Source organism: Pseudomonas sp. KCJK9016, assembly GCF_046231795.1.
Lineage (GTDB): Bacteria > Pseudomonadota > Gammaproteobacteria > Pseudomonadales > Pseudomonadaceae > Aquipseudomonas > Aquipseudomonas bananamidigenes.
This window is the reverse complement of sequence record NZ_JBJJMM010000007.1, coordinates 36,433-61,116: the sequence shown is the minus strand read 5'-3', so window position 1 is coordinate 61,116 and position 24,684 is coordinate 36,433. Positions and strand designations below refer to the sequence as shown.

The 24,684-nt window shown below is 61.8% G+C and carries 20 protein-coding genes and 1 pseudogene; 8 read left to right on the top strand and 13 right to left on the bottom strand.

Annotated elements, in window-relative coordinates:
- Positions 1–2: 2 nt before the first annotated feature.
- Together ACK6BI_RS08620 and ACK6BI_RS08615 are read left to right on the top strand one after the other, a co-directional pair.
- Positions 3–674: a heavy metal response regulator transcription factor gene (locus tag ACK6BI_RS08620; protein WP_409316733.1), complete on the top strand. Its 672-nt coding sequence runs from the start codon at positions 3–5 to the stop codon at positions 672–674.
- Positions 671–2,086 carry a heavy metal sensor histidine kinase gene (locus ACK6BI_RS08615; RefSeq protein ID WP_409316732.1) on the top strand — a complete coding sequence of 472 codons (1,416 nt, stop codon included), beginning with the start codon at positions 671–673 and terminating at the stop codon, positions 2,084–2,086. The genes ACK6BI_RS08620 and ACK6BI_RS08615 overlap by 4 nt, the downstream gene beginning before the upstream one ends.
- Here ACK6BI_RS08615 and ACK6BI_RS08610 read toward each other — a convergent pair.
- Positions 2,031–3,431, bottom strand: coding sequence for an MFS transporter (locus tag ACK6BI_RS08610; protein ID WP_409316731.1), 1,401 nt, complete (start codon positions 3,429–3,431; stop codon positions 2,031–2,033). The genes ACK6BI_RS08615 and ACK6BI_RS08610 overlap by 56 nt on opposite strands.
- Before the next feature lie 103 nt (positions 3,432–3,534).
- Here ACK6BI_RS08610 and ACK6BI_RS08605 point away from each other — a divergent pair, with 103 nt between their 5' ends.
- Positions 3,535–4,422 carry a LysR family transcriptional regulator gene (locus ACK6BI_RS08605; RefSeq protein WP_409316730.1) on the top strand — a complete coding sequence of 296 codons (888 nt, stop codon included), beginning with the start codon at positions 3,535–3,537 and terminating at the stop codon, positions 4,420–4,422.
- Here the strand turns inward: ACK6BI_RS08605 and ACK6BI_RS08600 are convergent.
- Positions 4,419–5,038, bottom strand: a pseudogene (locus ACK6BI_RS08600) (cell wall hydrolase). The gene ACK6BI_RS08605 and the pseudogene ACK6BI_RS08600 sit on opposite strands and share 4 nt — an antisense overlap.
- Positions 5,039–5,240: 202 nt before the next feature.
- On the opposite strand from ACK6BI_RS08600, the gene ACK6BI_RS08595 reads away from it, so the two are divergent.
- Positions 5,241–6,092, top strand: coding sequence for a CAP domain-containing protein (locus ACK6BI_RS08595; protein ID WP_409316729.1), 852 nt, complete (start codon positions 5,241–5,243; stop codon positions 6,090–6,092).
- Positions 6,093–6,206: 114 nt separating this feature from the next.
- Here ACK6BI_RS08595 and ACK6BI_RS08590 read toward each other — a convergent pair whose 3' ends face one another.
- The 4 genes from ACK6BI_RS08590 to ACK6BI_RS08575 all read right to left on the bottom strand — a co-directional run bounded on the left by ACK6BI_RS08590 (position 6,207) and on the right by ACK6BI_RS08575 (position 11,229).
- Positions 6,207–6,359: a DUF2474 domain-containing protein gene (locus ACK6BI_RS08590; RefSeq protein WP_409316728.1), complete on the bottom strand. Its 153-nt coding sequence runs from the start codon at positions 6,357–6,359 to the stop codon at positions 6,207–6,209.
- Positions 6,346–7,362 (bottom strand): cytochrome d ubiquinol oxidase subunit II, encoded by a 1,017-nt coding sequence (gene cydB, locus ACK6BI_RS08585; protein WP_409316727.1) that lies wholly within the window; start codon positions 7,360–7,362, stop codon positions 6,346–6,348. The genes ACK6BI_RS08590 and cydB overlap by 14 nt, the downstream gene beginning before the upstream one ends.
- Before the next feature lie 17 nt (positions 7,363–7,379).
- Positions 7,380–8,795, bottom strand: a complete 1,416-nt coding sequence (locus ACK6BI_RS08580) for a cytochrome ubiquinol oxidase subunit I (RefSeq protein ID WP_409316726.1) — start codon at positions 8,793–8,795, stop codon at positions 7,380–7,382.
- Between the two features lie 109 nt (positions 8,796–8,904).
- Complete coding sequence (locus ACK6BI_RS08575; RefSeq protein WP_409316725.1) at positions 8,905–11,229, bottom strand: FdhF/YdeP family oxidoreductase; 2,325 nt, start codon at positions 11,227–11,229, stop codon at positions 8,905–8,907.
- A 356-nt stretch (positions 11,230–11,585) separates the two neighbouring features.
- Here ACK6BI_RS08575 and moaA point away from each other — a divergent pair, with 356 nt between their 5' ends.
- Complete coding sequence (moaA, locus tag ACK6BI_RS08570; protein WP_409316724.1) at positions 11,586–12,584, top strand: GTP 3',8-cyclase MoaA; 999 nt, start codon at positions 11,586–11,588, stop codon at positions 12,582–12,584.
- Positions 12,585–12,612: 28 nt separating this feature from the next.
- A complete protein-coding gene (locus tag ACK6BI_RS08565) occupies positions 12,613–13,512 on the top strand; it encodes a bestrophin family protein (protein WP_409316723.1) in 900 nt (299 codons plus the stop codon).
- A 28-nt stretch (positions 13,513–13,540) separates the two neighbouring features.
- Here ACK6BI_RS08565 and ACK6BI_RS08560 read toward each other — a convergent pair whose 3' ends face one another.
- From ACK6BI_RS08560 to ACK6BI_RS08550, 3 genes are all read right to left on the bottom strand, one after another.
- A complete protein-coding gene (locus tag ACK6BI_RS08560; protein ID WP_409316722.1) occupies positions 13,541–14,827 on the bottom strand; it encodes an ATP-binding protein in 1,287 nt (428 codons plus the stop codon).
- The gene (locus ACK6BI_RS08555) at positions 14,828–15,535 is read right to left on the bottom strand and encodes a response regulator (protein WP_409316721.1); all 708 of its coding nucleotides are present in this window, start codon (positions 15,533–15,535) and stop codon (positions 14,828–14,830) included. It lies immediately after the preceding gene.
- A 139-nt stretch (positions 15,536–15,674) separates the two neighbouring features.
- Positions 15,675–16,283 (bottom strand): tRNA-(ms[2]io[6]A)-hydroxylase, encoded by a 609-nt coding sequence (locus ACK6BI_RS08550; protein ID WP_409316720.1) that lies wholly within the window; start codon positions 16,281–16,283, stop codon positions 15,675–15,677.
- A 158-nt stretch (positions 16,284–16,441) separates the two neighbouring features.
- Between ACK6BI_RS08550 and ACK6BI_RS08545 the strand changes: the two genes are divergently transcribed.
- Positions 16,442–17,305: a universal stress protein gene (locus ACK6BI_RS08545; RefSeq protein ID WP_409316719.1), complete on the top strand. Its 864-nt coding sequence runs from the start codon at positions 16,442–16,444 to the stop codon at positions 17,303–17,305.
- Positions 17,306–17,350: 45 nt separating this feature from the next.
- Here ACK6BI_RS08545 and ACK6BI_RS08540 read toward each other — a convergent pair whose 3' ends face one another.
- A complete protein-coding gene (locus tag ACK6BI_RS08540; protein WP_409316718.1) occupies positions 17,351–17,821 on the bottom strand; it encodes a DUF1289 domain-containing protein in 471 nt (156 codons plus the stop codon).
- Between the two features lie 468 nt (positions 17,822–18,289).
- Here ACK6BI_RS08540 and acnB point away from each other — a divergent pair, with 468 nt between their 5' ends.
- A complete protein-coding gene (gene acnB, locus ACK6BI_RS08535) occupies positions 18,290–20,899 on the top strand; it encodes a bifunctional aconitate hydratase 2/2-methylisocitrate dehydratase (protein WP_409316880.1) in 2,610 nt (869 codons plus the stop codon).
- A 68-nt stretch (positions 20,900–20,967) separates the two neighbouring features.
- Here the strand turns inward: acnB and ACK6BI_RS08530 are convergent, their stop codons facing one another.
- The 3 genes from ACK6BI_RS08530 to ACK6BI_RS08520 form a co-directional block, all read right to left on the bottom strand.
- Entirely contained in the window at positions 20,968–22,626 is a 1,659-nt protein-coding gene (locus ACK6BI_RS08530) for a SulP family inorganic anion transporter (RefSeq protein WP_409316717.1), read from the bottom strand.
- Positions 22,616–23,233, bottom strand: coding sequence for a ParB-like protein (locus ACK6BI_RS08525; RefSeq protein ID WP_409316716.1), 618 nt, complete (start codon positions 23,231–23,233; stop codon positions 22,616–22,618). The genes ACK6BI_RS08530 and ACK6BI_RS08525 overlap by 11 nt, the downstream gene beginning before the upstream one ends.
- Positions 23,234–23,370: 137 nt before the next feature.
- On the bottom strand, positions 23,371–24,651 hold the full coding sequence (locus tag ACK6BI_RS08520) for an HAAAP family serine/threonine permease (RefSeq protein WP_409316715.1): 1,281 nt from the start codon (positions 24,649–24,651) through the stop codon (positions 23,371–23,373).
- Positions 24,652–24,684 lie beyond the last annotated feature (33 nt).

Below are 24,684 nucleotides of genomic sequence, written 5' to 3'. Positions count from 1 at the left end.
TCATGAATATCCTTGTCGTCGAAGACGAACCCAAGGCCGGCAACTACCTGCTCAACGGCTTGCAGGAACTGGGTTACAACGTGAGCCTGGCCCGGGACGGCGCCGACGGTCTGCACCTGGCACTGGAACACGACTTCGACGTGATCGTGCTGGATGTGATGATGCCGAAAATGGATGGTTGGGAGGTTCTGCGCCGGCTGCGCAGGGAAGCCGACACGCCGGTGCTGTTCCTCACCGCCCGGGACGACATCGCCGACCGGGTCAAGGGCCTGGAGCTGGGCGCCGACGATTACCTGATCAAGCCGTTTTCCTTCGCCGAACTGGTGGCGCGCCTGCGTACCCTGACCCGTCGCGGGCCGATTCACGAAGACGAGCAATTGCAGGTGGCCGATTTGCAGATCGACGTGCTCAAGCGCCGGGTCACCCGCGCCGGCAGCCGGGTCACCCTGACCAACAAGGAATTCGCCCTGCTGCAACTGTTCGCCACTCATACCGGGCAAGTGCTGTCCCGTTCGCTGATCGCCTCACGGGTGTGGGACATGAATTTCGACAGCGACACCAATGTGGTCGATGTCGCCGTGCGCCGCCTGCGGGCGAAGATCGACGATCCGTTCCCGCTCAAGTTGATCCACAGCGTGCGCGGCATCGGCTACCGCTTCGATACCCAGCCATGAAAACCACCGGCGCGTATTCCCTGACGTGGCGCCTGGCGCTGGTGTTCGCGGTGCTCGCCTTCGCGGCGCTGGCGGGCCTCGGCGCGGCGCTGTACAACGCGCTGGATGAGCAACTGACACGCCGCGATGACATCCAGATGGTCAGTCGCATCGACCAGTTGCGCACCATCCTCAACGACAGCAACACCCTGGAGCTGATCCAGAACAAACCGGCGCTGTTTCAGAACATGCTAGGCAACCGTGAAGCGTTGTTGACCATCGGTGCCCCCGGGCAGCCCCCCTTGTTCGTGGTCAATCCCGGCAATCTGGCGCTGCCGACCGTGCCGGCGGTGCCGATCAACCATGTGATGGGCCTCAGCGATGTGCAGCATCTGCCGAGCATCAACGGCGTGCCGTTCTCGGCGGTGGCGGCCAGTATCGACTCCGGCGACCAGGGCAATCTGCAGGTGCTCATCGCCAAGGTGATGAGCGAGCGCACGGCGATGCTCGCCAATTACCGGCTCAGCGTGTATGGCCTGGCGACACTGGCGGCGCTGCTGCTGGCAGTGGTGGGTTGCCTGCTGGTGTATCGCGGCTTGCTGCCGCTGCGGCGGATCGCGCGGCATGCCCACGGAATCGGCGTCGGCAACCTCGGCGAACGCCTCGACAGCCACGACACGCCGAAAGAATTGCAGCCGATGATCGAAGCCTTCAACGCGATGCTCGATCGCCTCGCCAAAGGTTTCGCGCAGTTGAGCCAGGTCTCCACCGACATGGCCCACGAACTGCGCACACCGATCAACAACCTGCTCGGCGAAACCCAGGTCGCCCTGCAACAGAACCGCAGCGTCGAGGCCTATCAGCAGTTGCTCGCCTCCAACGTCGAAGAACTCGAACGCCTGGCGCGCATGCTCGACAACATGCTGTTTCTCGCCCGCACCGACCCGGCCACGGCCCTCAGCCAGCGTCAGGAACTGGACGCAGGTGACGAGATGCAGCGCATTGCCGATTACTTCGAAGGCCTGGCCGCCGATGTCGGCATCAGCATCGAGGCCCATGGCAGCGGCGTGATCTGGGCCGAACCGATGCTGCTGCGCCGGGCCCTGGCCAATCTGTGCGCCAACGCGATCAAGTATGGTGCGCCGGACTCGACGCTAGAGGTCGAAGCCATGGCCGAACCCGATGGCAGCTACCTGCGGGTGCGCAATCACGGAGCGACGATTGCTCCCGAGCACCTGTCGCGGCTGTTCGAACGCTTCTACCGCGCCGACCCGTCCCGCGAGCGTTCGGCCCAGTCCAACGGTCTGGGCCTGTCGATCGTGGCGACCATCATGCAATTGCATCAGGGCCGCTACAGCGTCAGCAGCGTTGAGGGTGTCACCTGTTTTGAACTGTTCTTTCCTGCACGGGAGACGCCAGGCGCAAGTGTGTGAAAGCGCCGAGCCCGAGCGCCGCAAGCATCAATCCAGTGGCAACACCGAAGGTCATGTGCAAACCAGCGGCGATGACGGCGGCCGGCGCCCACGCCGGATCGCCCGTAGCCAGGGCAAACACCGCGCCCATGGCCGCCGCCCCGGTGATCAACCCCAGATTGCGTGACAACCCGAGCATGGCCGAGACCACCCCGCGCTGATCCTGCCCGACGCCCGCCATCAAACCGGTGTTGTTGGCGGCCTGGAACAGCGCATAACTCAGGGCCACCAGCGTAATCGGCAACACATAGGCAAGCAGCCCGAGACTCACCGGCAACAGTGCCAGCAAACCACAACCGCAGGCCAGCCCCAGCAAAGCGCCCGGCACCATTCGCCGCGCACCGAAACGATCCACCAGACGCCCCGCCGGCACACCGCTGAACGCCGCCAGCATTGGTCCGATCGACAACACCAGTCCGGTTTGCGTGCTGGTGAGGCCCAATCCACGGCTCAGATAAAACGGCCCGACCACCAGCGTGGTCATCATCACCGTCGTCACCAGCAAGGTCAGCGCCAGACTGCCGCTGATTCGTGTATCGGCGAACAGAGACAAATGAATCAGCGGCGCCCTGCTCCTTTTTTCGACCAGGATGAACATCCCCGCCCCCAACAGGCTGAGCAGCAACAATGTCCGGGTGAATCCTTCGACCGTCATCGCCAGTGCATAGGCCGCCAGTGTCAGCATCAGCAGCGCGGTGCCGGGATAGTCAAATGCGACAGACTGGCGTGCTGTTCGGTCCGCCGGCAGGTAGCGGTACACCAGCCAGGCATTGAGCAGGCCCAGCGGCACGTTGATCACAAAGATCGACTGCCAGCCGACATGGGCCATCAACAGTCCGCCCAGCGACGGTCCGAGAGTCGTGCCGGTGGCCGACATGGTGGCCAGCAACCCCATTGCACTGCCGGCCCTGGATTTGGGTACCGCATCGGCCACCAGTGCCACGGTCAACGCGAACATGATCGCCGCACCCAGGCCTTGCACCGCCCGCGCACCGATCAGCCAGGCAAGGCTCGGCGCCAGTGCGCAAGCCAGCGAGGCTGTGGTGAAAATGCCGATGCCGATCATCAGCAAGCGCCGGCGACCGAAGCCGTCTCCCAGCCGCCCGACGCTGACAATCAAGGTGGTGATCGCCAGCAGATAGGCCAGCACGATCCACTGCACTTGTTGAAACGTCGCCTCGAACGCCGCGGCCAGGATCGGCAGTCCGGCGTTGGCGATGCTGGTGTCCAGCGACGGCATCAACATCGACAGCGCCAGACTGGTCAGCGCCCAGCGGGCTGAAGGGCTCAGAGATTCTCGATGCATGGGGGGCTCACAGGGCAGAAGTCATGGGGCATAGCCTGAGCCTCGACAATACACGGCGCAAGACGCATGCTTTGCACTCAATACCTGCATGAAACGCCATGTCATGAATGCACCGGACCTGAACCTGTTGATCACTCTCGACGTGCTGCTGAGCGAAGGCAGCGTGGCCCGCGCCGCCACACGCCTGGGGCTGAGCCCGTCCGCCATGAGCCGGGCGCTGGCCCGGTTGCGGGAGACCACCGGGGACCCGTTGCTGGTGCGCGCCGGTCGCGGACTGGTGCCGACGCCGAGGGCGCTGGAACTGCGCGACCGGGTCGGTTATCTGGTGCAGGAAGCCGAGGCAGTACTGCGGCCGGCAGCAGTGCTCGATCCCGGCCAGTTACGCCGCACCTTTACCCTGCGCAACACCGACGGTTTTGTCGAAACCTTCGCCGCCGCCCTGCTCGCCCGCATCGCCGAGGAGGCACCCCACGTGCGTCTGCGCTTTGTGCAAAAGGCCGACAAGGACAGCACGCTGCTGCGCACAGGCCGGGTGGATCTGGAGACCGGTGTGGTCGACGACAGCACCGACCCGACGCTGCACAGTCGTATCCTGTTCCGCGATCAATGGATCGGTGTGGTGCGTGAAGGACATTCTTTGAGCAGCGGCAAGGTCAGCGCCAGACGCTTCGCTTCGGGCCAGCACATTCTGGTGTCACGGCGCGGGCGCAGCAGCGGCCCGGTGGACGAAGCGTTGCTCGCCCTGGGCCTGACGCGGGACATCGTCACCTCGTTCAGCGGGTTTTCGGCGGCGTTGACGCTGGTCCGAGAATCCGACCTGATCGCCACCGTTCCGCAGCGTCACACCAGCAAACTGCGAGCGGGCCTGTTCAGTTTCGACCTGCCGTTGCGCATGCCGGACATCAGCGTGTCGATGCTGTGGCACCCCCGCATGGATGCCGACCCGGCGCATCGCTGGCTGCGCAATTGTGTGCGAGAGGTCTGCGCCTAGCGCGCCTCCCCATCCCTGGGTTTGTAAAACAGGAATTTCCCGGTCTCGGCGGTCCGGGTGTACTTTTTCGCCCAGTTCGGGTCGACGTTGTGGTCATGAAAATACAGCGCGCCATGGGTGCGATCGGGAAGCTGACGGTTCAGTGCCTTGCCGGCAATTTCCTTGGCCAGCGCATATTCGGCGTCTTCCTTGACCTGATCGGACTTGCCGTCGCACCACCAGGAAAACTGGCAGCCCTTGGCTTCCGAGCCCTGCTTGACCACTTCACACACGGTGCCCGGAAACCGTCGTGGCCCAGACGATTCATCACCACATTGGCCACCGCCTCCATTTCTGCCGTGTCCTTGCCCTTGGCTTCCCAATAGATGCTGCGCGCCAGACAGGTGATGGGATCATCCAGCGGCGCGGTGCCGGACGGATCCACGGCTTGCACTTCCTTGGGGGTGATCGCTTCGGACTTCGGCGCGGGGGGCGCACCGGGTTTGTCGGCGGCTTTTTCTTCCAGTACTTCGGCTTTCGCTTCGGCCTTTTCCTTGATCGGCGCCTGATCGGTGGCCAGCACCGCACCGCTCAGCAGGGTCAACACAAGACAGCAGATCATCCCGTGCATTTTCATGATCGATCTCTTCCGGCAGCGCCCGTTGCGGGCAACGTGTTACGTGGCTGAAACGCCCGGAATCCGGGGGCTTCGGAGATTGTAGACGGCAGAATCCGGCACAACGTTCCGCGACCGGAACCCTTTGATGAAGAAAAAAGACATTGCGCGCCCCCGGGGCGTTTCGCGCATCATGGGCGCACTCAGCCCAAGGGAGATTTCCATGCGCTTCATGCCATCCGTTCTGCGATTCGCCGCGTTGACCACGGGCCTGGCGCTGGCCGCTTCGGCCATGGCCGGCGACGAGTCGCAATTGATCGAGTCGATCAACAGCTACCGCAGTCAGCCCCAGCGCTGCGGCTCGCAGGCGTCCAGCGAATTGCCGCCGTTGTCGGCCGATCCGCGCCTGCGTCTGCCGGCCAGTGGCATGGTCGATCTGCAGCAGGCCATGGCCAGCGCCAGTTACCCGATGGTCAACGTGCAGGCGATCACCCTCAACGGCCCTCGCGATCCGGTGGCAGCCATGAAGGCGATCCAGGAGAGTTTCTGTCAGGTGGTGCTGGATCCGCAGTTCGTCGACATCGGCGTCAGCCGCGCCGACCGCGACTGGCGCATCACCCTGGCGCGACCACTGCTGTCGGCGCGTCTGGGTGACGGGCAAGCCGAGGGTCAGAAGCTGCTGACGCAAATCAATGCCGCCCGCAACCAGCCGCGCCAGTGCGGTGGTCAGGCATTCTCGGCGGCTGCGCCACTGGCGTGGAATGCGGTGTTGGGGGGCGTCGCTCAGGATCACAGCCGCGAGATGGCCAACAACAATTATTTCGACCACAAGGACCGCAACGGCGGCACTCCCGGCGACCGCGCCGAGCTGGCCGGCTACAGCGGCCAGCAGGTCGGCGAGAACATCGCCGCCGGGCAGGACACCGTGCAGAAAGTGGTCGATGGCTGGCTGGCCAGTCCCGGTCATTGCGCCAACCTGATGAACCCGCAATATCGTGAGCTTGGCGCCGCCTACGCAGTCGATCCGAAAAGCAGCGCCGGTATTTACTGGACCGCGATGTTTGGTGGCGAGTAAGTATTAAAACCACCACTGAACACTGCGGGAGCGAGCAAGCTCGCTCCCACAGGACTCAGTGGCGGACTCAGATTTGGGCAATAAAAAACCGGAGCCAGGCTCCGGTTTTTTTATTCAGTGGGTGCGCATCCCCGCCGCATGCATCGCCAGTTTCAGCAGGCTTGCCACCACCGCCAGCGAGACCACGCTGCCGGACCAGATCAGCAGCAGCCAGCCCAGACGGTTGTACCAGCGGCTCTTCACGTCACGCATTTCAATGGTAGCCATCGCCGATCCTCACTTTGCCGCGGAACACGTAGTAGTTCCAGAAGGTGTACATCAGGATCACCGGCAGGATGAACAGCGCACCGATCAGGGCGAACAACTGGCTGGTGGCCGGTGATGCCGCGGCCCACAGGCTGACCGACGGGGGAATGATGTTCGGCCAGATGCTCAGTGCCAGACCGATGTAGCCAAGGAACATCAGCCCCAGGGTGAACACGAACGGCCAATGGGTGTGTCGCTGACGCAACGAGCGCAACAGACCGAACAGCGCCAGCGCCGCCAACACCACAAGCCCGGCAAACACGGTCAGGTGCGCATGGTTGAACCAGCGAGTGGCCAGTTCAGGATGCAGCTGCAGCGTCCAGACGCCGATCACCAGCACCATCGCCAGCAACAGCCAGGCCAGCGGACGGCTGTAGTGACGCATCCGCGACTCGAGCATGCCTTCGGTCTTGACCAGCAGCCAGGTACTGCCGAGCAAGGCATAAGCGACCACCAGACCGACGCCGCAGACCAGCGGGAACGGGGCCAGCCAGTCGAGTCCGCCGCCGGCGAACTGCCGGTCCACCACGGGAATACCGGCCACATACGCGCCGATCACCACGCCTTGGGAGAACGTCGCCAGCAGCGAACCGCCGATGAATGCCCAGTCCCACAGATGACGTTTTTCAGCCGGCGCCTTGAAGCGAAACTCGAACGCCACACCACGGAAGATCAGCCCCGCGAGCATGACGATCAGCGGCAGGTACAGCGCCTCCAGAATCACCCCGTAAGCCAACGGAAACGCGCCGTACAACGCTGCGCCACCCAGCACCAGCCAGGTTTCGTTACCGTCCCACACCGGTGCGACGGTGTTCATCATCACGTCGCGTTCCTGCGCGTCGCTGATCATCGGGAACAGAATCCCGAGGCCCAGATCGAAGCCGTCCATGATCACGTACATCATCACCCCGAAGGCAATGATCACGCCCCAGATCAACGAGAGATCGATACCTTGGATACCCATGACTCAACGCTCCTTTTTCAGTGGATCCGGGTCGCGGATTCGAGGTTGTCGGTGACCGCCGAGAGTGGCCGGCGCGGGGTCTGCACTGGAGTGCCTGCGGGCGGATGTTCGTGGTGCGGCTGCGGGCCCTTGCTCACCAGTTTCATCATGTAGCCGATGCCGACGGTGAACACCGAGCAGTAGATCACCACGAACAGCGCCAGCGACGTACTCATCTGCGCCACCGAATGTTGCGACGCGGCGTCATGGGTGCGCATCAGTCCGTACACCACCCACGGCTGACGTCCGACTTCAGTGGTGATCCAGCCCGCCAGCAACGCGATCAGGCCGCTCGGTCCCATCAGCAGCACCAGCCGCTGGAAGCCGCGATGCCGGTAGACCTTGCCGTTGCGCCGCAGCGCCAGGCCCAGCACACCGACCAGAATCATCAACATGCCCAGCCCGGCCATGACGCGGAAGCTCCAGAAAATCACGGTGGAGTTCGGCCGGTCTTCTTTCGGGAAGCTCTTGAGCGCCGGGATCTGCTTGTCGAGGCTGTGAGTGAGAATCAGGCTGCCGAGGTACGGAATCTCGATGGCGTATCGGGTCTTCTCCGCCTGCATGTCCGGAAGGCCGAACAGCACCAGCGGCGTTGGCTCATTGTCGGCGTTCTCCCAGTGCCCTTCGATGGCGGCGATTTTGGCCGGTTGGTGTTCCAGGGTGTTCAAGCCATGGGCGTCACCGACCACCGCTTGAATCGGTGCCACGATCAGCGCCATCCACAGCGCCATGGAAAACATCTTGCGCACCGGTCGGGTGTCGTTGCCGCGCAGCAAATGCCAGGCCGCCGAAGCGCCGACGAAGAACGCCGTGGCCACGAATGCGGCAATCGCCATGTGCGCCAGACGGAACGGGAACGACGGGTTGAACACGATGGCCAGCCAGTCCAGCGGCATCACCCGACCATCGACGATGTCGAACCCCTGCGGGGTCTGCATCCAGCTGTTGGAAGCGAGAATCCAGAAGGTCGAGATCAGCGTACCGATGGCGACCATCACCGTGGCGAAGAAGTGCAAGCCACGACCCACGCGATTCCAGCCGAACAGCATCACCCCGAGGAACCCGGCTTCAAGGAAAAACGCCGTCAGCACTTCATAGGTCAGCAACGGCCCGGTGATGCTGCCGGCAAAGTCGGAGAACCCGCTCCAGTTGGTGCCGAACTGGTACGCCATGACCAGACCGGACACCACGCCCATGCCGAAGTTGACGGCGAAAATCTTCGACCAGAAATGGTAGAGATCGCGGTAAGTGTCGTTATGGGTTTTCAGCCACAGGCCTTCGAGTACCGCCAGGAAACTCGCAAGACCAATGGTGATCGCCGGGAAAATGATGTGGAACGAAACCGTGAACGCGAATTGAATTCGCGCCAGGTCCAGTGCCTCCAGATTGAACATGATGATGTCCTCATCAAGGCTGAAAAGCGGCAGCACACGCTCGGGCCACCGCCAGGCGCGAACGCCTGCAGCCAGTCGGATTGCAAAAGGGTTGGATCGCGTGGGTCGGTCAGGCCACCGACGACGGGATCAGGTTGCTCGCCTCGGCCGCTTCGAGACGGATCGCCACGAACTTGGAAGTCGGCGTGTAAGTGCGATCGCCGTAGCTTTCCAGCGGCACCAGCGGATTGGTTTCCGGGTAGTACGCGGCCGCCTGCCCGGCCGGGATGTCGTAGGCGATCAGGGTAAAACCGCTGACCCGACGTTCACGCTCGTCGTCCCACAGCGCCACCAGATCGACCTTCTGCCCCGGTTCGAAACCGAGCCGGCGAATGTCCTGTTCGTTGGCGAACACCACGTCGCGCATGCCGTAGACCCCGCGATAACGGTCGTCGAGGCCATACAGCGTGGTGTTGTACTGATCGTGGGAACGCATGGTTTGCAGGATCAGATGCGGCTTGACCGGCAAGTTGCGCACGCCTTCGCTGACCAGATGCTCGGGCAGCACACACGGCGTGAACTGAGCCTTGCCGGATTCGGTTTTCCAGACGCGGTCCGAGGCGTCGTTGCCGAGGTGGAAGCCACCGGGAATCAACAGTTTTTCGTTGAAATTTTCGAAACCCGGAATCACGTCGGCAATCAGATTGCGAATGCGCCCGTAATCGCCCACGACCCATTCCCAGTCGATCGGATGCTTGCCCAAGGTCGCGGCGGCGATTCCCGCGATGATGGCCGGTTCGGATTTCAGGTGCGCCGACTTCGGCTTCAATTGACCGAACGACAAATGCACCATGCTGAAGGTGTCTTCCACGGTCACACCTTGCGGGCCTTCGGCCTGAACGTCGATGTCGGTGCGGCCCAGGCACGGCAAGATCAATGCGTCACGTCCGGTCACCAGATGGCTGCGGTTGAGCTTGGTCGAGATGTGCACGCTCAGGTCGAGTTTGCGCATCGCCGCGTGGGTGCGCGGGGTGTCCGGCGTGGCTTGAGCAAAGTTGCCGCCCAGGCCGATGAACACCTTGGCTTCACCACGCTCCATGGCACCGATCGCCATCACCGTGTTGTGGCCATGCATGCGCGGCACCTTGAAGTTGAAGCGTTTTTCCAGAGCGTCCATCAGCTCGGTCGGCGCCAGTTCATTGATGCCCATGGTGCGGTCGCCCTGCACGTTACTGTGACCGCGCACCGGCGACAGCCCGGCGCCCGGACGGCCGACGTTGCCGCGCAGCAGTTGCAGGTTGATGACTTCCTGCAGGGTCGGCACCGAATGCACGTGCTGCGTCAGGCCCATGGCCCAGCACATGATCACGCTCCTGGCACGGGCATACATGCGTGCGGCCAGTTCGATGTCGGCGAGGGTCACGCCGGACTGCTCGACAATGTGCTCCCAACGGGTGGCATCGACTTCGGCCAGATAGCTGTCCAGACCCGACGTGTGTTCGGCAATGAATGCGCGATCGAACACCGGCTCGCCGCCCGTGGCTTGGGCTTCGCGCTCCCACTCGAGCAGGAATTTGGCCATGCCGCGAATCATCGCCATGTCACCGCCCAGTGCCGGGCGGAAGTACGCGGTGTTGGTCGCTTCCCAGCCGTTGCTGAGCATCTCGATCGGGTTTTGCGGGTTCTGGAAACGCTCCAGCCCACGCTCCTTGAGCGGATTGATGCACACCACCTGAGCACCGCGTTTCACTGCTTCACGCAGCGGTTCGAGCATGCGCGGGTGGTTGGTGCCGGGGTTCTGGCCGATGACGAAGATCGCGTCCGCGTGGTGCAGGTCTTCATAGACCACCGTGCCTTTGCCGACACCGAGGCTCTCACCCATGCTCACCGCACTGGCTTCGTGGCACATGTTGGAGCAGTCCGGGAAGTTGTTGGTGCCGTAGGCACGAACGAACAACTGATAGAGAAACGCCGCTTCATTGCTGGCGCGGCCCGAGGTGTAGAACTCGGCTTCGTGGGGCGATTTCAGGCCCTTGAGGTGGCGGGCGATCAGGGCGAAGGCTTCTTCCCACGTGGTTTCGACATAGCGGTCGATCCGCGCGTCGTAGCGCATCGGATGGGTGATCCGGCCCTGATATTCAAGCCAGTAATCGCTTTGCTCGGCCAGTGACGACACCGTGTACTTGTTGAAGAACGCCGGATCGACCAGGCGCCCGGTGGCTTCCCAGTTCACCGCTTTGGCGCCGTTCTCGCAGAACTTCAGCATGCCCGCACCGGGTGCTTCGCCCCAGGCACAACCGGGGCAGTCGAAGCCGCCGTTCTGGTTGGTCTTGAGCATGGCGCGGATGTTTTTCAGGGCGTTTTCACTGCCCAGCCAGTTTTTGGTGAGGCTGATGACAGCGCCCCATCCCGCAGCGGCGCCTTTGTAGGGTTTGTAACGGTCGACTTGTGACATGGGACTTCTCCATGACGATGCACACAGGCAAAAACCTGATCGGGTTTAAACAGCGACGACTGACTTTCAAGTTCAAAAACGGTCGTTTCGTTTGACGGAAACAAGGATATGAACCGCTGCAAAAACTTGTCTAATCGCTATTAATGACTGCGTTATCGAAAGCATCTATCACGGAATAAAACCCTTTAAATACGCCAAGTTGCAAAACTAACGCGAGCAATGAGTCGTGAAAAAACATTCATCATCGAGCCCATCAATCGGCCATTCATAAATAGTGATTGGACGCCTTTGAAAGTTGCCCATAACCTGCGCCAACTCCCACCGTTAACAACGGTTTTCATACCTGCGAGGCTGTCATGTCAGAGCGCGTCCTGATCGATGGTTACAACCGCCGCGTCGACTACCTGCGCATGTCGGTCACCGACCGCTGCGACTTTCGCTGCGTTTATTGCATGGCCGAAGACATGCAGTTCCTGCCGCGCCAGCAGGTGCTGACACTGGAGGAGATCTTCCAGCTGGCGCAGAGCTTCGTGGCGCTGGGCACTCGCAAGATCCGCCTGACCGGTGGCGAGCCGCTGATTCGTCCCGGCGTCGTCGGCTTGTGCAAGCAGATCGCTGCCCTGCCCGGCCTGCGCGAACTGTGCCTGACCACCAACGGCTCGCAGCTCGGCAAACTGGCCGGCCCGTTGTTCGACGCCGGGGTCAGGCGCCTAAACATCAGCCTCGACAGCCTCGATGCCGAGCGCTTCAGGCAAATGACCCGCACCGGTGACCTGGCACAGGTGATCAACGGCATCGACGCCGCACGCGAGGCCGGTTTTACCCGCACTAAACTCAACTGCGTGGTGATGCAGGGCCGCAACGATCACGAGATCAACGATCTGGTGCAGTTCGCCATCGATCGGGATCTGGACATCTCCTTCATCGAGGAAATGCCGCTCGGGATCATCAGCGAACACAGCCGCGCCGAGGCGTTCTTTTCAAGCACTCAGGTGCGCGAGCGGATCGCCGAGCGCTATACCCTGATCGACTCCGCCGAGTCGACCCAGGGACCGTCGCGCTACTGGCGGCTGGCCGAAGCGCCGCACATCCGGCTGGGATTCATCTCGCCCCACAGCCACAACTTCTGCGGTACCTGTAACCGTGTGCGGCTGACCGTCGAGGGACGTTTGCTACTGTGTCTGGGGAACGAGCATTCGGTGGATCTGAAAGCCGTGCTGCGCGCCCACCCGAGTCAACCGCAACGGCTGGAGAAAGCGATCATCGACGCCATGAAGCTCAAGCCTTACCGGCACAACTTTGAAGTGAACGATGACGTGCAAGTGGTGCGTTTCATGAACATGACCGGCGGCTGAACCGCCACGTTTTCAAGGCAAAAACAGCATGATCATCCGACCCAAGGTCAACCAGTTCGCCATTCTGTTCACCCTCAAGGGCTCGATTGCCAAGCGCATCGCGCTGCGCACCTTGATGGTCACGCTGCTGGCCTCGGCCATCGTGCTGGTGGAAATCCTCCATCCAAGCAACTTCACCAAGGTCAACGCCACACCCTTCACGCTGCTCGGTCTGTCGCTGTCGATCTTCATGAATTTTCGCAACAACGCCTGCTACGACCGCTGGTATGAAGCGCGCAAGGCCTGGGGCGAAGTGATCGTGCATGTGCGTTCCTTTATTCGCGAAACCCATGTCATCCGCGAATCGGCACAACGCCGCTTGCTGTTGCTCAACCTCTGCGGTTTCGCCCATGCCCTGAATGCGCGTCTGCGCCGGGAGAACGAAGCCGCCGCCAGCGCCGAGTGGATCACCCCGCAACATGACGCACAGGTGCCGGACTACAGCGGGCGGATCCTGCAAACGATCGGTCAGCAATGTTCCGATCTGCATGAAGCGGGCGACCTCAGCGAATGGCGCTACATGTTGCTGGCCAACCACCTGACCAGCCTGACCCAGGCGCAAGCGGTGTGCGAGCGGATCAAGAACACGCCGCTGCCCTTCCCTTACACCTTGCTGCTGCACCGCACGATTTATCTGTTCTGCATCCTGTTGCCATTCGCCATGGCCGAACCGCTGGGCTGGCTGACGCCGCTGTTCACGGCGATTGTCAGCTACACCTTTTTCGGTCTGGATGCGATTGCCGATGAGCTGGAAGACCCGTTCGGGCGCGATGAAAACGATTTGCCGACCGATGCGCTGGTGCGGGGCATCGAGCGGGATATTCTGGCGGAGCTGGGCGTCGAGCCTTTGCCGCCCGCCCTGAAACCGGTGGACTACGTCCTCAGTTGAACGAGACCCTCCCTTCAGGGGCAAGTGATCAATCCAGATGCGCCCAAGTCATGCGAAACGACGCCCCGCCCCACGGTGATTCGCCGACCTCGACCTGCCCGCCGTGGGATTGCGATACCCGGCGTACCAGAGCCAGCCCGAGACCGAAGCCGCCGGTGCGGCGATCACGGCTGGCATCCAGGCGCGAGAACGGTTCGAAAATCTTCTCCCGGCCTTCCAGCGGCACGCCCGGACCGTCGTCGTTGACCTTCACCTCGTATTGATCACCGATACGTACCAGCGATACCTCGACCCGCTGCTCGGCATAGCGAATGGCATTGCGCAGCAGATTGATCACCGCCCGCGCCATGAAGCGCGGCTCGATCCGTACCTCTTCGACCCGGCACTCGCCAATCAGCAGTTGCACACCCGCCGCCTCGGCCTCCAGCGCCACACTCCCGACCACACTGTCGAGCCAGTTGGCAGCCTGGATGTTTTCCCGGGTGATCACCGTCGCGCCGCGTTCGAGGCTGGCGTAGGTCAGCAGTTCAGAGACCATTTCTTCCAGTTCGCCAAGGTCGGCGTACATATCCGCAATCAGCTCGCGATTCTGGCTGGCGTCTGGCTGCTGCTTGAGCTGATCGAGTTCGAACGACAACCGCGCAATCGGCGTGCGCAGTTCGTGGGACACAGCGTTGGTCAGTTCACGCTGATTGGCGATCAGGCCTTCGATGCGCGCCGCCATCAGGTTGAAGTGCTCGGCCAGATCGCGGATGTTCGAACGCCTGGACAGCTGGATCCGCACCGACAGGTCGTTGTCGCCGAATCGCTCGGCGGCCAGTCGCAGTTTTTCCAGATCACGCCAGTGCGGGCGCACCCAGAAGTACAGGACGATGCCGAGCAGCACAGCCAGCATCATGTAAGCCGCCGAAATGTAGAACGGCATCAGGCTCGGCTCGGGCGGCAGCTTGATGCTGAGCAGTTGCGAGCCGCCATCGATGTTGCTGATGAATTGCGTGTAGTCGTGGCGGATCACCAGCAGACCCTGGGCCAGTTCGGCTTTTTCCGCATCGCTGAGGTTCAGTTGATCGGCCTCGACCAGACTCAATGTCAGCCCGTAGTGCGGACGCAGTGCGTCCAGTTGCGCCTCGCGCGCTGCGCCTTGCTGGTCGCGCATGTGCTCGATCAACGACCAGGCCTGGCCGCGCACCGCCTCGCGGTTGTAGGCCTGCATCTGGTTGTCGAGCAGCGCGTTGAAGGTGTGTTCGACGGTTTGCAGCGCCGCCACCAGCCCGACGGTCATCACCAGAAACAGGCCGAGAAATAACCGCAGCATCTACAACTCCCACGCAAACGGATTGAACAGATAGCCCTTGCCCCACACGGTCTTGATGCACACCGGCTCGCGAGGATTGTCCTTGAGTTTGTTGCGCAACTTGCTGATGTACACGTCGACGCTGCGATTGAGGCCATCGAAAGCAATGCCGCGCATGCGGTTGAGAATGTCATCGCGCGACAGGATGTTGCCAGCGGCACTGGCCAGCAGCCACAGCAATTCGAATTCCATGGTGGTCAGCTCGATCAGCTCGCCGGCCAGACGCACTTCGCGGCAGCTGCGATCAATGTGCAACTGGCCGAACTCCAGGGAGCTGACCACGCCGCTGTCCGGCACCTGACGGCGCTGGAGTGCCCGCAGACGGGCCAACAGCACGGGTGGTTTGATCGGTTTGATCACGTAATCGTCGGCACCTGACTCCAGGCCCAGAATGTGGTCGAGGTCATCTTCCTTGGCGGTCAGGATGACAATCGGCGTGTCCGAGACGCTGCGGATCTCCCGGCATACGTGCAGGCCGCTTTGCCCCGGCAGCATCAGGTCGAGCACCACCACTTTGGGCCTGAATTCGAGGAACGCAGCCACCGCCAGGTCGCCTCGATGCACCGTGCGCACCTCGTAGCCGTGTTGTTCAAGAAAGTGGGCGATCAGCGCAGCCAGACGCTCATCGTCTTCCACCAGCAGGACTCTGCCAAAACCCAGGTTATCCATAACGACCGCCGCCAACCCTCAGAAAAGTGGGCGACATTATGGCGGCATTCGCAGGCAAGACGTTTATTGCGGGCAGCAAAAACCGGCCTCAGGGGCCGGTTTTCGTTGAAGTTTCATGCTCTTAAGAGTTTTTAACAATTCATGCCGCGACGGGCACGCCGCTGTGGAACCGGAACTCCTCGTCCGGGGACTCGATCAGGTCCCGCTCGGCGGCGCGGACTTTCTCGATCACCTGAGCGATGTCTTTGGCGTCGCCGTACTGGTAGGCCAGTTTCAGGTAACCCTGGAAATGCCGGGCCTCGCTTTTCAGCAGGCCGAAGTAGAACTTGCCGAGTTCTTCGTCCAGGTGCGGCACCAGCGCTTCGAAACGCTCGCAACTGCGGGCTTCGATGAAGGCGCCGACCACCAGGGTGTCGACCAGTTTCACCGGTTCGTGGCTGCGCACCACTTTGCGCAGGCTCGAGGCATAACGACCGGCGTGAAGCTGGCGCAGTTCGATCTTGCGTCGTTTCATGATGCGCATGACCTGCTCGTGGTGCACCAGTTCTTCCCGGGCCAGACGCGACATCATGTTGATCAGATCGACATGGGAGTGGTACTTGGCGATCAGGCTCAATGCGGTACTGGCGGCCTTGAACTCGCAGTTCTTGTGGTCGATCAGCAGGGTTTCCTGATCGGCCAGCGCGGCCTGGACCCAGGCGTCTGGCGTGCGGCAGCCAAGGAATTCGTGGATTTCGGGAAGGATCATGGGGCTCACGGTCAAAGGTGTTCGAGCGAAGGGCGCCGATTATACCGGCCTGCCCGCAGACCACCAGCCGCCGGCGTTGATATGCATCAAGTCGCAGACGGATGAGCAACAACTATAGTTGTGCAACGCCGTGCCTTTTCATTGCTGGAGACTCACTCATGCAAGCCATTCGCAGCATTCTGGTGGTCATCGAACCCGAACACGCGGAAAGTCTGGCGCTCAAGCGCGCCAAGCTGATCGCCGGGGTGACCCAGGCCCATCTGCACCTGCTGGTCTGCGACAAGAAGCACGATCACGCGGGCATGCTCAGCGTGCTCAAGGCCGCGCTGCTGGCGGACGGCTACAGCGTCACCACCGAACAGGCGTGGAACGATAGCCCGCACGAAACCATCATCGACGTGCAGCAGGCCGAAGGCTGCGGGCTGGTGATCAAACAGCATTTCCCCGACAGCTCGCTGAAAAAGGCCCTGCTGACCCCGACGGACTGGAAACTGCTGCGCCATTGCCCTGCCCCGGTGCTGCTGGTGAAAACCGCCGGTTCCTGGAAGGACAAGGTGATTCTGGCGGCAGTCGATGTGGGCAACGCCGACGGCGAACATCGTCACCTGCACACCACCATCATCGATCACGGTTATGACATCGCCAGCCTGGCCAAGGGGCATTTGCATGTGATTGCCGCCCATCCATCACCGATGCTGTCGGCGGCGGACCCGACCTTCCAGCTCAAGGAAACCATCGAGGCGCGTTATCGCGAGCAATGCCGGGCGTTCCAGGCCGAGTTCGATGTCGATGACGAACATCTGCATGTCGAGGAAGGCCCGGCGGATGTGCTGATTCCGTTCATGGCGCACAAGCTGCAGGCTGCGGTGACCGTGATCGGTACCGTGGCGCGCACCGGGTTGTCAGGGGCGTTGATCGGCAATACCGCCGAAGTGGTGCTCGATGCGCTGGAAAGCGATGTGCTGGTGCTCAAGCCGCAGGAGGTTGAGGACCATTTGGTGGAGTTGGCGGTGAAGCATTAAGCACTGTTGTCATCCTGTGGCGAGCATGTTCGCCACAGGTAACGCTCACTCGCCCAGCGCGCCCTTCAAAAAGCCGGGCGCAATGTAGCGCTGATAGTGGGCTTCCGACAGCAGGAAAAATTCCCGATCAATGGCGTCGCGCAACTCCGGCAGGTTCCAGTCGCGAAACTCCGGCAGCAGCACCATCCCGTAGGCTTCCAGGTTAATGATCACCCGCGCGCCCCGGGCGATCAGCTGATAAGCCCAGCAATACTCCGACTGATGCGGCACGAAACGGATCTTGCGCTGTTCCAGCTGCTGGCGCAGGCGCGCCGGATCGAAGACCTCGACCTTGCTGGCCATCACTTGTGACAGCAATTGCTCGAGACGCAGCCACACCGCACGTTTTTCCTCCTCGTTGTAACCGTTCCAGTGGATCACTTCGTGGTGGAAACGCTTGCAGCCACGGCACACCAGGTCACCGTAAACAGTGGAGCAGAGGCCGACGCAGGGTGTCTTGATGGTCTGATTGGGCATAAAGGGGCAGAACACTTGAAACGCGGAACAGGCCGGCATGTTAGCCCTTTGTCCGGCATTCATCACCCCTCAAACGTCAGGGGCAAGCGCTGGATCGGGGTTTGGCCTGCCAACGCACAACGCCACCAAAGTCCAATAGAGCCCGACTTACCTTTAAATTTTTTTTGCCGTAGAATCAGCCAGCCTTTTTAGGCGCCAATGTCCGTTAGAAGCTGTTTTCAAAGCGTCACGAGCACAGTCGTTCCTTCAGAGCGGTGTTGGCGGAGGTTTTTTCCAGCGGGGAAAACCCCTTCGCCAACCCTCATCAGCTCCCCGTTCTGCAGGCGTAAAACTTTGAAAGCAGCTTCTGTAAGGAATTGCCGGTAATTCTGGCCGAACGACCCACAACGTCGTGAGGAGCATGAGTACGGCAATTTCGGGATGAGCGTCCCGGACACCCATTTGGGACCACTGATGAGGGTAATAACTGTGCTTGAAGCCTACCGCAAACATATCGAAGAGCGCGCAGCACTGGGTATCGTTCCCCAGCCGCTTAACGCCGAACAAACTGCAGGCCTGGTCGAGCTGCTGAAGAATCCTCCGGCTGGCGAAGAAGCTTTCCTCGTTGACCTGATCACCAATCGCGTACCGCCGGGAGTGGACGAAGCCGCTTACGTCAAGGCCGGTTTCCTGTCCGCCATCGCCAAGGGCGAAGCCACCTCCCCGCTGATCGACAAGAAGCGCGCCGTCGAACTGCTCGGTACCATGCAGGGCGGCTACAACATCGCCACCATGGTTGAGCTGCTGGACAACGCCGAACTGGCCGCCGTCGCAGCCGAACAGCTCAAGCACACCCTGCTGATGTTCGATGCCTTCCACGACGTAGCCGAAAAAGCCAAGGCGGGCAATGTCCACGCCAAGGCCGTGCTGGAATCCTGGGCTGCCGGCGAGTGGTTCACCAACAAGCCTGCCATCGCCGACAAGTACAGCCTGACCGTTTTCAAGGTGCCTGGCGAAACCAACACCGACGACCTGTCCCCTGCCCCGGACGCCTGGTCGCGTCCTGACATCCCGCTGCACGCCCTGGCCATGCTGAAAATGGCCCGTGACGGCATCGTGCCTGAGCAACAAGGCGCCATCGGCCCGCTCAAGCAGATCGAAGAAGTCAAGGCCAAGGGCTTCCCGGTCGCCTATGTGGGTGACGTGGTCGGCACCGGTTCTTCGCGTAAATCCGCCACCAACTCGGTGCTGTGGTTCTTCGGCGACGACATTCCTTACGTTCCGAACAAGCGCGCCGGCGGTTTCTGCTTCGGCTCGAAAATCGCCCCGATCTTCTACAACACCATGGAAGACGCCGGCGCACTGCCGATCGAGTTCGACGTCTCGAACCTGAACATGGGCGACGTGATCGACGTTTACCCGCACGCCGGCAAAGTCTGCAAGCACGGCACCGACGACGTCATCACCACCTTCGAACTGAAGACTCCGGTGCTGCTGGACGAAGTCCGCGCCGGTGGCCGTATCCCGCTGATCGTCGGCCGCGGCCTGACCGAGAAGGCGCGTGCCGAACTGGGCCTGGGCCCGACCGACCTGTTCAAGCTGCCTGAAGCGCCTGTCGACACCGGCAAGGGCTACACCCTGGCACAGAAGATGGTCGGCAAGGCCTGTGGCCTGCCAAAAGGCAAAGGCGTGCGTCCTGGCACCTACTGCGAACCGAAGATGACCACCGTCGGCTCTCAGGACACCACCGGTCCGATGACCCGTGACGAACTGAAAGACCTGGCGTGCCTGGGCTTCTCCGCCGATCTGGTGATGCAGTCCTTCTGCCACACCGCGGCTTATCCAAAGCCGATCGACGTGACCACCCACCACACCCTGCCTGACTTCATCATGACCCGTGGCGGCGTTTCCCTGCGTCCGGGCGACGGTATCATCCACTCGTGGCTGAACCGCATGCTGCTGCCGGACACCGTGGGTACCGGTGGCGACTCGCACACCCGTTTCCCGATGGGCATCTCGTTCCCGGCCGGTTCCGGTCTGGTCGCGTTTGCCGCCGCCACCGGCGTCATGCCGCTGGACATGCCGGAATCGATCCTGGTCCGCTTCAAGGGCAAACTGCAACCTGGCATCACCCTGCGTGACCTGGTTCATGCCATCCCTTACTACGCGATCCAGAAAGGTCTGCTGACCGTCGAGAAGAAAGGCAAGAAGAACGCCTTCTCCGGCCGCATCCTGGAAATCGAAGGCCTGGACGAGCTGACCGTCGAGCAGGCATTCGAACTGTCCGACGCTTCCGCCGAGCGTTCCGCCGCCGGTTGCACCATCAAGCTGCCGGAAAAGGCCATCGCCGAATACCTGCAGTCGAACATCACCCTGCTGCGCTGGATGATCGGCGAAGGCTACGGCGATGCCCGCACCATGGAACGTCGTGCCCAGGCGATGGAAGCCTGGCTGGCCAACCCTGAGCTGATGGAAGCCGACAAGGACGCCGAATACGCCGAAGTGATCGAGATCGATCTGGCCGACATCAAAGAGCCTGTGCTCTGCGCGCCGAACGATCCGGACGACGCCCGTCTGCTCTCCAGCGTGGCTGGCGAGAAGATCAACGAAGTGTTCATCGGTTCGTGCATGACCAACATCGGTCACTTCCGCGCTGCCGGCAAACTGCTGGATCAGGTCAAGGGTCAGCTGCCAACCCGTCTGTGGCTGTCGCCGCCGACCAAGATGGACGCTCACCAGCTGACCGAAGAAGGCTACTACGGCATCTACGGCAAGGCCGGCGCCCGCATGGAAATGCCGGGCTGCTCGCTGTGCATGGGTAACCAGGCACGCGTCGAGCCGAACAGCACCGTGGTGTCGACGTCGACCCGCAACTTCCCGAACCGTCTGGGTGACGGCGCGAACGTCTACCTGGCTTCGGCCGAGCTGGCGTCCGTGGCGTCGATCCTGGGTCGCCTGCCGACCGTCGAGGAGTACATGGAATACGCTGGCAAGATCGACAGCATGGCGGCCGATGTTTACCGCTACCTGTCCTTCGACCAGATTGCCGAGTTCCGTGAAGCGGCCGCGAACGCCAAGATTCCTGTCGTTCAAGCCTGACGCTGCAACGCAATGAAAAAACGCCGCCCATCGCGAGATGAGCGGCGTTTTTTTATGCCTGCGCAAACTCATGCATTGAGTTTGAGTGCCTGCCGAACCGCACCGTCCACACTCAAGTCACTCAGCAATACCTGCTCGCGCTCCTGCTCGGGCAATTGCATCAGCACCGTCTGCGCCTGATGCTTGAGACGTGCCAGAATCAACAGTTTGTCTTCGGCCCGAACCTGCAGGAAGAACGCCTCCAGCGCTTCGATGCTGGTGCCGTCCAGGTCCGGCGATTCTTCCAGACTCAGGATGATCGTATGCACCGTCGCTGGCGCATGACGGGCCAGCCGCAGCGCGCCGCCAAGAATCCGCTCCACGTTGGCAAAGAACAGCGCCTCACTCGGCCGCACGATCAACACGCCGGGGATTTCCTGCGCATCCGGATGACGCTGCACGTCGACATAGTCGTGACCGCCACCCATCTGCCCCAGCACCTGGATATCCGCCGAGGACATCTGCTTGAGCATCAGCACCACACTGATAGCCACCGCCAGCAGCAAACCGTCGAGCACGCCCAGCACCAGCACCGCCGCCACTGCGCAGATCACCAACAAACGGTCGCGTCGCCAGATGAAATATCGGCCCAGCGGTTGCAGGCTCAACGCCCGCCACAGAGCGTGAATCACGATGGCGGCCAGCACCGGTTCCGGTGTCAGAGCAATGCAAGGCAGCACCGTCACCACGATCAGTAGCACCACCAGCGCCGCGACAATACCCGCCAGACGTGACGTGGCACCCGCCGCTTCATTGGCGGAGGTTGCCGAGTACCCCGCTCCGGCCGGCATGCCATGAAACAGCCCCGACAACAGATTGGACGCCCCCAGAGCAAGCAGATCGCGGTTCGACGAGACCCGGTCGCCATGTTTCAGGGCAAACGAGCTGATCGACCCGTATGACTCGGCATACAGAATCATCACCATGGCGAACGCCAGTTCCCCGAGGCGCAGCCAGTCGGCAAACGGCATGTCCGGCAGGCTGGGCGTCTCCAGCGCCAGATCAATCACCCCGATCAGCTTCACCCCGTGGGCCGGCAGATTCAGCCACTGGCTGGCGGCAATCCCCAATGCGACAACAATCAATCCACCCGGCACTCGACGAAAGCGGGCACAGACCATCAGTACCAGCAACGCCGTCACCGCCACTGCGGCACCCGCCAGGTTCCAGTGCGACCATTGCCCGAGCAACTGCGGCAGGAAACGGATCAGGTTGCTGTCCCTGAGGTGTACATCGACGACGCTCGCCACCTGCTTGAGGATGATCGTCACCGCCAGCCCCAAGGCGAAGCCGCGCAATACCGGTTTGGCAATGAATGAAGTGACGCTACCGAGCTTGAACAGCCCTGCCAGCAGGAACAACACCCCGGTCATCATCACCAGACCGACCGCCAGGCTCAGGCGCAATGCCGGATCGCCGCCGGCCAGCGAAGCCGTCACCGCCGCCAGCACCGCTGCCGATGAAGACGTGGCCGAGACCACGGCAAAGCGGCTGGTGCCGATCAATGCGTAACACAGCAGCCCGGCAAACAACGCAATCACGCCGGCCTGCGGCGGCAGCGCGGCAATGCTCGAATACGCCACGGCTTCGGGCAACAACAGACCGGCAATCGACAACCCGGCCAGCAGGTCCTGGCTACGGCTTTGCACTTCGGGTCGGGAAGTGGCACTCAGAGGTTCAGTTGACAATCGGACCCACCCACCCCGGCAGATACCGGGCTTCCTGACTGCGGGCCAGGTCCATGGCCTTGCTCTGCAATTTGGGGCTCAGCTCATGGAGCTGATCTCTGGCGATACGGCTGCGAAAGAAGTCGGCCCAGAGGAATTCACTGTAGGGCGTGGCATCCTTGGCATAACCACCGGCCCGGCGCAGGCGCCCGGCGAGGCTGCGATAAGGATCGTCCTGCAGATCGGCGATGGACCTGGGAATGGCTTCAAAGGTGCGCCGGACACCGCGCCCGTCGTAAGGATGCGCCCACTGGTTGAAGTTCATTACGCTCCAGAACGTCACCGGGTCGACAAAGGACAAATCCTTGAGCACCAGCAAGGACGCCTTCTTCACCTCTTCCTCGATCAGCGCAAGACCGAAGTGGTGGTGATCGACGATGTAGTAGACCCCTTCAGGCCCGAGCACACTGGGGAACCAGTGATTGTCCAGCGCCGCCGCCCGTTCCTTGCGTTTGAGCTTTTTCCATTCCTGACGCTTGTCGGCGACTTCGGCAAGGCCGACCGTCAACTGGGTGGGATGGAGTTTTTCCAGTTTGGCGCTGATCAGTTGGGGTCGGGCACGGGGCATGAGGCATCTCCGGGGAAAAGTGCCTTTCAAGCGTAGCCGTTTAAATCTGCGGATGCGTGCCCTGGATCAGGCACTGAGAGGGTTCTGCAAAAACGGGGGCGAATTGCTCGCCCCCGTCTGCTGCTGCCGTTCTGGCGTCAGGCGGCCAGCGAGTAGATCAACGCCGAAATGGCCACCAGGCCTACGGCAACGACAAACACGTTCGACGCCTGACCGCGATAACGAGCCATGGCCGGTACCTTGCGGATCGCATACATCGGCATCAGGAACAGAATCGCCGCGATGACCGGACCACCGATCGTTTCGATCATGCCCAGAATGCTCGGGTTCAGGGTCGCCACGATCCAGCACACCACCAGCATGAACGCCGCGACAATGCGATCCAGAGCCTTGGCGCCCGGGCGCTTGCCGCTCTTCACGATCAGACCTTTAAGGCCTTCGCTCGCGCCGATGTAATGGCCCAGGAACGACTTGGAAATCGCCACGAACGCAATCAGCGGTGCCGCGAACGCGATGGTCGGGTTGCTGAAGTGGTTGGCCAGGTACGACAGGATCGACAGATTCTGCGCCTTGGCTTCCGCCAGTTGTTCCGGCGACAGGGTCAGCACGCAACTGAAGACGAAGAACAGCACCATCACCACCATCAGCAGGTGGGCGCGGGACAGGATCTGCGAGCTGCGCTCATCGGCATGAACACCGTAACGGCGCTTCTGGTCTACCGCGAATGCCGAGATGATCGGCGAGTGGTTGAACGAGAACACCATCACCGGGATTGCCAGCCACAGCGTGTGCAACAGCGCCGACGGCGCCGGCACCTGGGAAGCGGTGCTGAGGATGCCGCCGTTCCAGTGCGGAATCAGGTACACCGCGAGAAACAGCAGCGCGACGATGAACGGATACACCATCAGGCTCATGGCCTTGACGATCACCTGCTCGCCGCAGCGCACCACGGCCAGCAGACCGAGAATCAGCGCGAACGACAGCAACACGCGCGGCGGCGGCGTGATGTGCAGTTGATGTTCGAGGAAACTGGCGACGGTGTTGGTCAGGCCGACGCTGTAGATCAGCAGGATCGGGAAGATCGCGAAGAAATAAAGCAGAGTGATCAGCGCGCCGGCCTTGATGCCGAAATGCTGCTCCACCACGTCAGTGATGTCCGCGCCTTCGCGACCGGAGAGCACGAAGCGGGTCAGGCCGCGGTGTGCGAAGAAAGTCATCGGGAATGCCAGCAGCGCGAGGATCACCAGCGGCCAGAAGCCACCCAGACCAGCGTTGATCGGCAAAAACAGGGTGCCGGCGCCAATCGCCGTCCCGAACAGTCCCAACATCCAGGTAGTGTCTTGGCGACTCCAGCTCGACAATTGGGCTGGTGCTGCCGCTTCAAAGCGTTGCTCGACGCTATTGGCCTGATCATTCATCCGGTCGGATCTCCGCATTCCGGTCACTTGCCA

Excerpts from the sequence above, each read along its gene's own strand:
- ACK6BI_RS08620 (WP_409316733.1), top strand. The coding sequence starts at position 3 with ATGAATATCCTTGTCGTCGAAGACGAACCCAAGGCCGGCAACTACCTG.
- ACK6BI_RS08615 (WP_409316732.1), top strand. The coding sequence starts at position 671 with ATGAAAACCACCGGCGCGTATTCCCTGACGTGGCGCCTGGCGCTGGTG.
- ACK6BI_RS08610 (WP_409316731.1), bottom strand. The coding sequence starts at position 3,431 with ATGCATCGAGAATCTCTGAGCCCTTCAGCCCGCTGGGCGCTGACCAGT.
- ACK6BI_RS08605 (WP_409316730.1), top strand. The coding sequence starts at position 3,535 with ATGAATGCACCGGACCTGAACCTGTTGATCACTCTCGACGTGCTGCTG.
- ACK6BI_RS08595 (WP_409316729.1), top strand. The coding sequence starts at position 5,241 with ATGCGCTTCATGCCATCCGTTCTGCGATTCGCCGCGTTGACCACGGGC.
- ACK6BI_RS08590 (WP_409316728.1), bottom strand. The coding sequence starts at position 6,359 with ATGGCTACCATTGAAATGCGTGACGTGAAGAGCCGCTGGTACAACCGT.
- cydB (WP_409316727.1), bottom strand. The coding sequence starts at position 7,362 with ATGGGTATCCAAGGTATCGATCTCTCGTTGATCTGGGGCGTGATCATT.
- ACK6BI_RS08580 (WP_409316726.1), bottom strand. The coding sequence starts at position 8,795 with ATGTTCAATCTGGAGGCACTGGACCTGGCGCGAATTCAATTCGCGTTC.
- ACK6BI_RS08575 (WP_409316725.1), bottom strand. The coding sequence starts at position 11,229 with ATGTCACAAGTCGACCGTTACAAACCCTACAAAGGCGCCGCTGCGGGA.
- moaA (WP_409316724.1), top strand. The coding sequence starts at position 11,586 with ATGTCAGAGCGCGTCCTGATCGATGGTTACAACCGCCGCGTCGACTAC.
- ACK6BI_RS08565 (WP_409316723.1), top strand. The coding sequence starts at position 12,613 with ATGATCATCCGACCCAAGGTCAACCAGTTCGCCATTCTGTTCACCCTC.
- ACK6BI_RS08560 (WP_409316722.1), bottom strand. The coding sequence starts at position 14,827 with ATGCTGCGGTTATTTCTCGGCCTGTTTCTGGTGATGACCGTCGGGCTG.
- ACK6BI_RS08555 (WP_409316721.1), bottom strand. The coding sequence starts at position 15,535 with ATGGATAACCTGGGTTTTGGCAGAGTCCTGCTGGTGGAAGACGATGAG.
- ACK6BI_RS08550 (WP_409316720.1), bottom strand. The coding sequence starts at position 16,283 with ATGATCCTTCCCGAAATCCACGAATTCCTTGGCTGCCGCACGCCAGAC.
- ACK6BI_RS08545 (WP_409316719.1), top strand. The coding sequence starts at position 16,442 with ATGCAAGCCATTCGCAGCATTCTGGTGGTCATCGAACCCGAACACGCG.
- ACK6BI_RS08540 (WP_409316718.1), bottom strand. The coding sequence starts at position 17,821 with ATGCCCAATCAGACCATCAAGACACCCTGCGTCGGCCTCTGCTCCACT.
- ACK6BI_RS08525 (WP_409316716.1), bottom strand. The coding sequence starts at position 23,233 with ATGCCCCGTGCCCGACCCCAACTGATCAGCGCCAAACTGGAAAAACTC.
- ACK6BI_RS08520 (WP_409316715.1), bottom strand. The coding sequence starts at position 24,651 with ATGAATGATCAGGCCAATAGCGTCGAGCAACGCTTTGAAGCGGCAGCA.